13 protein-coding genes and 1 pseudogene are annotated in these 7270 nt (G+C 72.8%); 9 read left to right on the plus strand and 5 right to left on the minus strand.

The annotated features are described in order from the left end of the window. Positions 1–282, minus strand: a pseudogene (locus BMY19_RS29985) (porin family protein); the annotation flags it as partial. Positions 283–653: 371 nt separating this feature from the next. Here BMY19_RS29985 and BMY19_RS29990 point away from each other — a divergent pair. The 4 genes from BMY19_RS29990 to BMY19_RS30000 all read left to right on the plus strand — a co-directional run bounded on the left by BMY19_RS29990 (position 654) and on the right by BMY19_RS30000 (position 2494). Continuing rightward, positions 654–1148, plus strand: coding sequence for a GAF domain-containing protein (locus BMY19_RS29990; RefSeq protein WP_100253875.1), 495 nt, complete (start codon positions 654–656; stop codon positions 1146–1148). A gap of 112 nt (positions 1149–1260) precedes the next feature. Further along, the gene (locus tag BMY19_RS31105) at positions 1261–1410 is read left to right on the plus strand and encodes a hypothetical protein (protein WP_020096531.1); all 150 of its coding nucleotides are present in this window, start codon (positions 1261–1263) and stop codon (positions 1408–1410) included. A gap of 105 nt (positions 1411–1515) precedes the next feature. Further along, entirely contained in the window at positions 1516–1740 is a 225-nt protein-coding gene (locus BMY19_RS29995; RefSeq protein WP_100253868.1) for a hypothetical protein, read from the plus strand. 295 nt (positions 1741–2035) lie between these two features. Continuing rightward, positions 2036–2494 (plus strand): Ros/MucR family transcriptional regulator, encoded by a 459-nt coding sequence (locus tag BMY19_RS30000; protein ID WP_100253869.1) that lies wholly within the window; start codon positions 2036–2038, stop codon positions 2492–2494. 87 nt (positions 2495–2581) lie between these two features. On the opposite strand, the gene BMY19_RS30005 is transcribed toward BMY19_RS30000, so the two are convergent. Beyond that, positions 2582–2839 carry a hypothetical protein gene (locus tag BMY19_RS30005; RefSeq protein WP_100253870.1) on the minus strand — a complete coding sequence of 86 codons (258 nt, stop codon included), beginning with the start codon at positions 2837–2839 and terminating at the stop codon, positions 2582–2584. Positions 2840–2961: 122 nt separating this feature from the next. Between BMY19_RS30005 and BMY19_RS30010 the strand changes: the two genes are divergently transcribed. Next, the gene (locus BMY19_RS30010) at positions 2962–3210 is read left to right on the plus strand and encodes a DUF6894 family protein (RefSeq protein WP_020096527.1); all 249 of its coding nucleotides are present in this window, start codon (positions 2962–2964) and stop codon (positions 3208–3210) included. 29 nt (positions 3211–3239) lie between these two features. Continuing rightward, on the plus strand, positions 3240–3518 hold the full coding sequence (locus BMY19_RS30015) for a hypothetical protein (protein ID WP_026605481.1): 279 nt from the start codon (positions 3240–3242) through the stop codon (positions 3516–3518). 10 nt (positions 3519–3528) lie between these two features. Here the strand turns inward: BMY19_RS30015 and BMY19_RS31735 are convergent, their stop codons facing one another. Beyond that, positions 3529–3657, minus strand: coding sequence for a hypothetical protein (locus BMY19_RS31735; protein WP_020096525.1), 129 nt, complete (start codon positions 3655–3657; stop codon positions 3529–3531). A 204-nt stretch (positions 3658–3861) separates the two neighbouring features. On the opposite strand from BMY19_RS31735, the gene BMY19_RS30020 reads away from it, so the two are divergent. The 3 genes from BMY19_RS30020 to BMY19_RS30030 all read left to right on the plus strand — a co-directional run bounded on the left by BMY19_RS30020 (position 3862) and on the right by BMY19_RS30030 (position 6443). Continuing rightward, positions 3862–4404: a DUF3016 domain-containing protein gene (locus BMY19_RS30020; RefSeq protein ID WP_100253871.1), complete on the plus strand. Its 543-nt coding sequence runs from the start codon at positions 3862–3864 to the stop codon at positions 4402–4404. 186 nt (positions 4405–4590) lie between these two features. Beyond that, positions 4591–6081: a sensor histidine kinase gene (locus BMY19_RS30025; RefSeq protein ID WP_100253872.1), complete on the plus strand. Its 1491-nt coding sequence runs from the start codon at positions 4591–4593 to the stop codon at positions 6079–6081. Next, positions 6078–6443 (plus strand): response regulator, encoded by a 366-nt coding sequence (locus tag BMY19_RS30030; protein ID WP_100253873.1) that lies wholly within the window; start codon positions 6078–6080, stop codon positions 6441–6443. Before BMY19_RS30025 ends, BMY19_RS30030 begins: the two co-directional genes overlap by 4 nt. Before the next feature lie 110 nt (positions 6444–6553). Here the strand turns inward: BMY19_RS30030 and BMY19_RS30035 are convergent, their stop codons facing one another. Both BMY19_RS30035 and BMY19_RS30040 read right to left on the minus strand, forming a co-directional pair. Beyond that, on the minus strand, positions 6554–6751 hold the full coding sequence (locus BMY19_RS30035) for a hypothetical protein (protein WP_100253874.1): 198 nt from the start codon (positions 6749–6751) through the stop codon (positions 6554–6556). A 45-nt stretch (positions 6752–6796) separates the two neighbouring features. Continuing rightward, the coding region (locus BMY19_RS30040) for an autotransporter outer membrane beta-barrel domain-containing protein (RefSeq protein ID WP_139215752.1) at positions 6797–7270 on the minus strand (474 nt) is incomplete at its 5' end.

Consider the following 7270-nt stretch of genomic DNA (forward strand, 5'->3'; position numbering starts at 1 on the left):
CTGGCCACCGCCGGAGAAGCCGTCCTGGCTGCGGTTGCGGAAGGAGGCGACGGTGCCGGGGGCGGCGTAGGGGAAGGGGACGGCGAAGGTGTTGCCGGTGTTGCGGTCGCTGGCGTCGAAGGCGTAGCCGGCGTTGATACCGAAGTAGGCGCCGGTCCAGGTGAAGACCGGGACGGGGGTGAACACCGGCGGCGGGGCGGCGCGGCGCGGCAGGTCGGCGGCCGAGGCGGCGCCGGTCAGGAGAGCCGTGGCGGCGCTCGCGAGCAGAAGCTTCTTGATCATCTGGTCCTCTGTCTCCCGTTGGACGGGATGTGTGCGGGGCGGACAGGACGTCAGGATGTGCGGGCGCGATAGTGCATTGTTGCAACAGCGCTGGCGGGGGTCCGGAGCCGGTGGACCGAAAGGTGCGCTGGAGCACATCATCGCGGCGTCGTGATCCGGTGTCGCGGAACTATTTCGCGACTTCTGTCGCGGAGTTCCGCCGCAACGACCAATATGCGTACGCTGCGACCGCACATCTCCGCGCGCCCGATCCCGTCGGCGAAACGCTTGATCCAGGTTGTTGCCCACCGCGCCGGTGCCCGACAGACTTGCACAGCGGCACCGCATGGGTCGTTGCCCGATCGATCGGAGTGCTCGCGGCCGCGTCCCACATGGATGAACTCTCCCTGGATCCCGCCTCGGGTCTGGTTCTGGCCGCCCACCGCCTGGCGACCGCCCGGTCCCTGGAGGACACGGTCGCGATCCTGCGCGAGACCGCGCGGGAGATCGCGGGCTCCGACGGGATCGCGGTGGTTCTGCGCGAGGGCGACGCCTCCTTCTACGCCGCCGAGGACGCCATCGAGCCGCTGTGGCGCGGCCGCAGGTTCCCGCTGACGGCGTGCATCTCGGGCCGCGCGATGCTCGACGACGCGACCATCGTGATCCCGGACATCGAGTGCGATCCCCGGGTGCCGCTCGCCCTCTACCGCCTGACCTCGATGCGCAGCCTCGTGATGGTTCCGATCGGCTCGCCCGAGCCCGTCGCCGCACTGGGCGCCTACTGGTGCGCCTCGGTCATCCCGGACGACGCGACGGTCCGCCGGCTCGAGGACCTGGCCCGGCACGCGGCGGCCGCCCTGGCGCGGCCGCGTCCGGCGGGGTCGTGACGGTCGAGGCCGCACCAGGGCGGCCGCGGGATCCCGTTCGGGCCGGGATCGATCGGCCGTCCCGGCCGTTCCCCGCCCTCAAGGCCCCGCACGGAAGACCCAGACCCGCCACATGAAGCGCCTCACCCTCATCGGCATCTTCATCGTCCTGCTGCTCGCCATCGTGGCGATCGCGGCCACGTGGTCGAAGGTCACGCCCGTCAATCCGGCTGTCGCGCCGGACACGTCCGCGACGCCCAACCCCACCGGCGAGCGGAAATAAGGCCGCGCCGACGCGTCGCCCGGCACGCCGGTCCCGGCGACCGCGCCGGGAACATGCGGGGACCTCCCGCCTTGGCCCTACACGAAGGACCGCAGGGAGGGACGGATGGGACAGGATGTCGACGCCGCGCGGGAAGCCCTGGGAACTGTCCCGCCGGGCCGGCCGGCAGCCCCGGAGAAGCGCCCCGATCCGGCGGCCGGCGGCAGCGGTCCCCACGCCCCGGGTCCCCTTGAGCCCGGCACCGACGCGGCGCCGGAGAGCGGCGGCTACGACACGCGGCCGCCCGCGCCGCAGCCGGACAACCGGAAGGGCGGATACGGCGCCGGCTGAGGCGCCCCGACCCCGTCTCTAGCCATCGCCGCCCGGGGCACGCCGCCGCCTCCGTGCCGGTTCGCGGCCGGTTCGCGCGGCTCGCCCGACACGGTCGGTCGGGGCTGCCGCGCGGGCAGCCGGATCATCCGCGACCGCGCGCCGCGATCCCCGACGGTGTCCGACCGGGTCGACGGGCCGCGCGGTGCCAGAAAATCTCGAGATATTCATCGAGTCTTCGTTCTATATTTACGCTGTTTAAACCCTTACCGCGCCCAAACCGTGGGAACGTAAATCGCTCGCTGGAAGTCCGATCATGAATGAGAGCTTCGATGAGACATCCAACACCTTGGCCGTAATGACCGCCGAGCTTGTGGCCGCCTACGTGTCGAACAATCCGGTGCCGGCCGCGGAGCTTCCGGCCCTGATCGCGCGCGTCCACGGCGCGATCAGCGGGCTCGTCGCCGGGACGCCGGCGGCGCAGGCCGGCGCGGCCCCGCAGACCGAGGTCGAGAAGCCGACCGCGGCCCAGATCCGCAAGTCGGTCCGGCACGACGGGATCGTCAGCTTCATCGACGGCAAGCTCTACAAGACGCTGAAGCGTCACCTCGCCAGCCACGGCCTGGATCCGCGCAGCTACCGCGACAGCTACGGCCTGCCGACCGACTATCCGATGGTCGCCCCCGGTTACGCCGAGCAGCGCTCCGCCCTCGCCAAGGCGATCGGCCTCGGCCAGCCCGGCGCCATGGCGCGGCGCGGCGGCACGGACCACTGACCCCGACAGGCGTGTCGCCGCCCGGGCGGCGACACCGCCGGCTGCCCGGCCAACCGCCCGGCCAACCGCGCCGTCATCGCCGGGCGCTCAACCCTCCGGGCCGGGGCGTCCCCGCGCCCGGACCCCGCCCGCCCCGGTGCGGCCGCGGGCGTAGCCCAGCGATATCAGTCCGCCCTGCCGGGCGAGGCGCCGCTCCAGTGCGTCGAGATCGACCAGAGCGTCCGCGATGGCCGCGACGAGAGCGGTCCACGCGTCCCCCTTCGCGGCCCGGTGATAGGCACCGGCGATCGTCTCGGCCTCCCTGAGACGAAACTCCGCAGGGGCCGCCTCGGGATCTGGGTGCATCGCCGTCCGAATCCGTATAGAACATATCGCGAACAAAGCGCATCGGCGCGGTGGGTTCAACCGCGGATGCGCCCCGTTCCCGGATCGCGGTGGAGTGCTGTGGATTGATCGAGGGAAGCTCAATGCCGACGCGGCTTTACCGCTTCCACTGCACGGACGGCCACGAGCTGGTGACCGACCTGCGCGGCAGCCGGTTTCCGAACGCGGCGCAGGTGCGGGCCCACGCCGATCGGGTCGCGCTCGCGCTGATGGAGCGGGTCGTGGAGCGGTTCGACTGGTCGGGCTGGCAGGTCGAGGTCTACGACGCCAAGGGCCGTCGGGTCTGGATCCGGGCCTTCCCGGATGTGTGCGTCGACAGGCGGGCCGCCTGAGACGGGTGGCCGAGCAGAAGGAGAAGCAGATGGCGTTCAAGCCGAGATCCGCCGCCGAGACCAAGGCGCGCGACCTGGGTCTGGCCCTGGCCCGGATCGCCGAGGACGCGGGCACGCCGGCCCATATCGGCGTCGACCGCTTGCGGCGCGCGAGTCCCCGGCTGACCCCGCTGGCGGTGGGTCAGATGGTGCGCCGGGAGCGGGACACCGTCGAGGCGACCCTGGCCGAGCGCGGTCTGGCGCTCGTCGACTATTCCGATCAGGGGCCGGGTCGCGGGATGGAATTCGTCATCGACGCGGCGGCCTGAGCGGCGCGGGTCAGGCCGCCGCCGGGCGGCTCCGCAGAAGGCGGCCGACCAGGCGGAACGGCAGGAGCGGCAGCTTGATCAGCGCCGTGACCACCAGCACCGCCACGACGGTGAGAAGCGCGAGAACAGAGTTCATCATGCGCGTCGGACTCCCATGACCGGCTCGCCCCTCGGGCCGGGTGCGCTACGAGGCGCCCGGATCACGGCGAGACTATGGACGGTCGGGCGCCATTCGGTCGCAGCCGGACATCCGCGCGGGGCACTGGATACCGGGCCCCGTTCGGGCGGTTCTTCCCGGCAGGCCTGCCCCGGTCAGGCCGCCACACGCGGAGAGGAGTTCGGTATGCGCACGCGTCTCGCCGGAAGATCGGCCGCGCTCGCCGCCGCGGCCGCGCTCTCGGTGATCGGGTCGTCCGCGGCCCCCGCCCCGGCACAGCCGGCGGCACACGCACAGGTGACCGTGCGCTACGCCGCGCCGGAGCGGTTCACCGATGCCGAGAACCGCTTCGGCTCCGGGCAGCCGCTCCGGGTCACCCTGGCCGAGCTGACCCGGATCTTCACGGATCTCGGCACGGCGCGGCTCCGCCCGGACGAGCGCCTCGACATCACGGTGCTCGACGTCGATCTCGCGGGCTTCGACCGGCCCGGCTTCGCGACCCCGACCGGCCTGCGGGTCGTGACGGACGCCACGCCGCCGCGGATCCGCCTCGCCTACAGCCTGCGTCGCGGCGGCCGCACCGTGGCGCAGGGCGCGGACACGGTGACGGACATCAACTTCCTGCTGACGTCCAATCCCCGCTTCTCCACCGGCGGCCTCTACTACGAGCGGCAGATCCTGCGCGACTGGTTCGCCCGGCGCTTCCCGGAGCCCGCGGGCCGCGGCTAGAACCCGTCTGCCGGCCCGACGACGCGACCGGGCCGGAGCCGGCGGCGCCCCTACCGGGCAGAGGAGCGGTGTAGTAGCCTCGGCGTGACCCGCCCGCCGGGCCGGCCGACCCGACCGGTCGCGGACCGGGCTTCCGCCATCCGCGCTGCGCTCGCCCGAGCCGGAGCCACACGAGTCGGTCACCGCATGAGCGAGGCCCGCATCTTCTCGGCCGGCTGCAGCGAGCTCGCCGACCTCGTCCGGAGCTTCGACTGGGCGAGGACGCCGCTAGGTCCCATCGCCGACTGGCCGCAGAGCCTGGTCTTCGCGGTCAGCACGCTGCTGCAATCGCCGGTGCCGATCGTGCTGCTCTGGGGCGAGGACGGCATCATGATCTACAACGACGCCTATTCGGGCTTCGCGGGCGGCCGCCATCCCGAGCTCCTCGGCTCGAAGGTGCGCGAGGGCTGGCCGGAGGTCGCCGACTTCAACGACAACGTCATGCGCGTCGGCCTCGCCGGCGGGACGCTGTCGTACAAGGACCAGCAACTGACCCTGCACCGCTACGGCCGGCCCGAGCCGGTCTGGATGAATCTCGACTACTCGCCGGTCCTCGGGGAGGACGGGCGCCCGGCCGGGGTCATCGCCATCGTGGTCGAGAGCACCGAGCGGGTTCTGGCCGAGCGCCGCCTGCGCGCGAGCGAGGAGCTGTTCCGCACCCTCGCCCAGGGCATCCCCCAGCTCGTCTGGCGCGCCGCGATCGACGGGGCCTGCATCTGGCCGAGCCCGCAATGGCACGCCTATACCGGGCAGACCGACGCGACGAGCCTGGGCTGGGGCTGGCTGGCGGCGGTCCATCCGGACGATGAGGCGGTCGCCGCGGCCGCGTGGCGCGACGCGCCGGTGAGCGGCCACCTCTCCTTCGAGCACCGGCTCCGCAACGCCGCCGAGGACCGGTTCTGCTGGTTCCAGACCCGCGCCGCGCCGGTCCGCGACGCGCAGGGCCGGATCGTCGAGTGGCTCGGCACCTCGACCGACATCGACGATCTGCGCCAACTCCAGGAGCGGCAGCAGGTCATGGTCGCCGAGCTGCAGCACCGGACCCGGAACCTCCTCGGCGTCGTGCGCTCCATCGCCAAGCAGACCATGGCCCAGACCGGGCCCGGCGAGACGTTCCGGCAGCGGTTCAACGATCGCCTGTCCGCCCTCTCGCGGGTCCAGGGCCTCCTCTCGCGCTCCGATCAGGAACCGATCACGCTCCGCTCCCTGATCGAGACGGAGCTCGCCGCCCTCGACGCCCCGGCCATGCCGGCGCGCATCCGGCTGCACGGGCCCGTGGTGCGGCTGCGCAAGGCGACGGTGCAGACCTTCGCGCTGGCCCTGCACGAGCTCGCCACCAACGCGCTGAAATACGGCGCGCTCACCACCGCGCAGGGACGCCTGAGCGTGACGTGGCGGACCTACCGGGCGGACGACGGCGGCGGCCGGCTGCTGGTGGAATGGGTGGAGGAGGGTCTCGTTCGCGGACCGGAGCTGGCGGACGCGGCGCCGCGGGGCGGCTACGGTCGGGAACTGATCGAGCACGCCCTGCCCTACGCACTGAAGGCGACGACCAGCTACGAACTCGGCGCCACGGCGCTACATTGCTCGATCAACATCCCGCTCCCCGAGGGAGAAGCCGCAGGCAACCCCACATGACCTCGAAACCACGCGCGCTGGCCGGCAGGCGGGTCCTGCTCGTCGAGGACGACTACTTCATCGCCGTCGATCTCAAGTCCGGCTTCGAGGAAGGCGGCGCCCAGGTGCTGGGTCCGGTCGCGAGCGTCGGCGAGGCGCTGGCGCTGATCGCCGGCACGACCGAGATCGACGCCGCGGTCCTCGACATCAACCTGCAGGACGAGCTGGTCTATCCGGTGGCCGACGCGCTGCACGCGCGCGGCGTGCCCTTCCTGTTCGCCACCGGCTACGATCCGGTCGCCGTGCCGTCGCTCCACGGCGCCGTCGCCCTCTGCCAGAAGCCGGTCGACCCGCAGGTCGTGGCGCGGGCGCTGTTCGGCTGACATTTCCCGGTTGCCGGTTGCCGGTGGCGAGGGCCGAGGCGGCGCGGCGGATGTTTCCCGTGAAACATCCGCGCGGGCATCGATTCCCGCGCCGCTTCGGGCGCCGCACGTCAGCGATCCCCGAAGAGGCGCACGATCGCGCCGGCGGCCAGCCACAGGCCTCTCAGGAGCCACCAGACCAGCCGGCCCGCCTGGACCAGCAGCTCGACGGCTTCGAGACCGTCGAGCACGCGCCGGAAGAAGCCGCGCCGGCGGACTGCCAGTGCGGGCTCGGGCGGTGGCTTATCCGGGCCGTCTCTCCCGCGCATGCGCGCCTCCGGACCACGGCGCCGGCCGGGTAAAGGCGGCGCCCCTCACCATGCAGCCTGGAGGCCGGCGGTGAACACCTGGGCGGTGGCGCCCGGGCGGACGTCGCCGGTATAGCCCACCGACAGCCGCACGCCCGCGGCGACCGCCCCCGTCAGGCTCACCCCCAGCACCGCGCCGTCCCGGCCCAGCGCGCTCGTCCGGCCCGCGAACCCCGCCCCGAACAGGCTCGAGCGGATCACCGCCGCCGTGTCGGCCAGCTCGTGCGCCCAGTACGCCCGACCCTCAAGGCGCAGGTCCGGAATGCCCGCCAACGCCCAGCTCGTCACCCGCCCGCCGACCAGGCTGCGCGCCGCGTCGAGATCCGCCACCGCGAAGCCCTGCCCGCCGAAGCCCTGCCCGCCGAAGCCCTGCCCGCCGAAGCCCTGCCCGCCGAAGCCCTGCCCGACCAGACCGCCCCGCTCGGACACACGGCCCCGCGTCAGCCGGTCGTAGCTGAAGCCCACCTCCGGCACGACCTC

The sequence above is a fragment of the Methylobacterium sp. UNC300MFChir4.1 genome, from assembly GCF_900110155.1.
Lineage (GTDB): Bacteria > Pseudomonadota > Alphaproteobacteria > Rhizobiales > Beijerinckiaceae > Methylobacterium.

Coding starts and splice junctions, on each gene's coding strand:
- BMY19_RS30005 (WP_100253870.1), bottom strand. CDS start 2,839: ATGCACCCAGATCCCGAGGCGGCCCCTGCGGAGTTTCGTCTCAGGGAG.
- BMY19_RS30000 (WP_100253869.1), top strand. CDS start 2,036: ATGAATGAGAGCTTCGATGAGACATCCAACACCTTGGCCGTAATGACC.
- BMY19_RS29990 (WP_100253875.1), top strand. CDS start 654: ATGGATGAACTCTCCCTGGATCCCGCCTCGGGTCTGGTTCTGGCCGCC.
- BMY19_RS31735 (WP_020096525.1), bottom strand. CDS start 3,657: ATGATGAACTCTGTTCTCGCGCTTCTCACCGTCGTGGCGGTGCTGGTG.
- BMY19_RS30015 (WP_026605481.1), top strand. CDS start 3,240: ATGGCGTTCAAGCCGAGATCCGCCGCCGAGACCAAGGCGCGCGACCTG.
- BMY19_RS31105 (WP_020096531.1), top strand. CDS start 1,261: ATGAAGCGCCTCACCCTCATCGGCATCTTCATCGTCCTGCTGCTCGCC.
- BMY19_RS30025 (WP_100253872.1), top strand. CDS start 4,591: ATGAGCGAGGCCCGCATCTTCTCGGCCGGCTGCAGCGAGCTCGCCGAC.
- BMY19_RS30035 (WP_100253874.1), bottom strand. CDS start 6,751: ATGCGCGGGAGAGACGGCCCGGATAAGCCACCGCCCGAGCCCGCACTG.
- BMY19_RS30020 (WP_100253871.1), top strand. CDS start 3,862: ATGCGCACGCGTCTCGCCGGAAGATCGGCCGCGCTCGCCGCCGCGGCC.
- BMY19_RS30030 (WP_100253873.1), top strand. CDS start 6,078: ATGACCTCGAAACCACGCGCGCTGGCCGGCAGGCGGGTCCTGCTCGTC.
- BMY19_RS29995 (WP_100253868.1), top strand. CDS start 1,516: ATGGGACAGGATGTCGACGCCGCGCGGGAAGCCCTGGGAACTGTCCCG.
- BMY19_RS30010 (WP_020096527.1), top strand. CDS start 2,962: ATGCCGACGCGGCTTTACCGCTTCCACTGCACGGACGGCCACGAGCTG.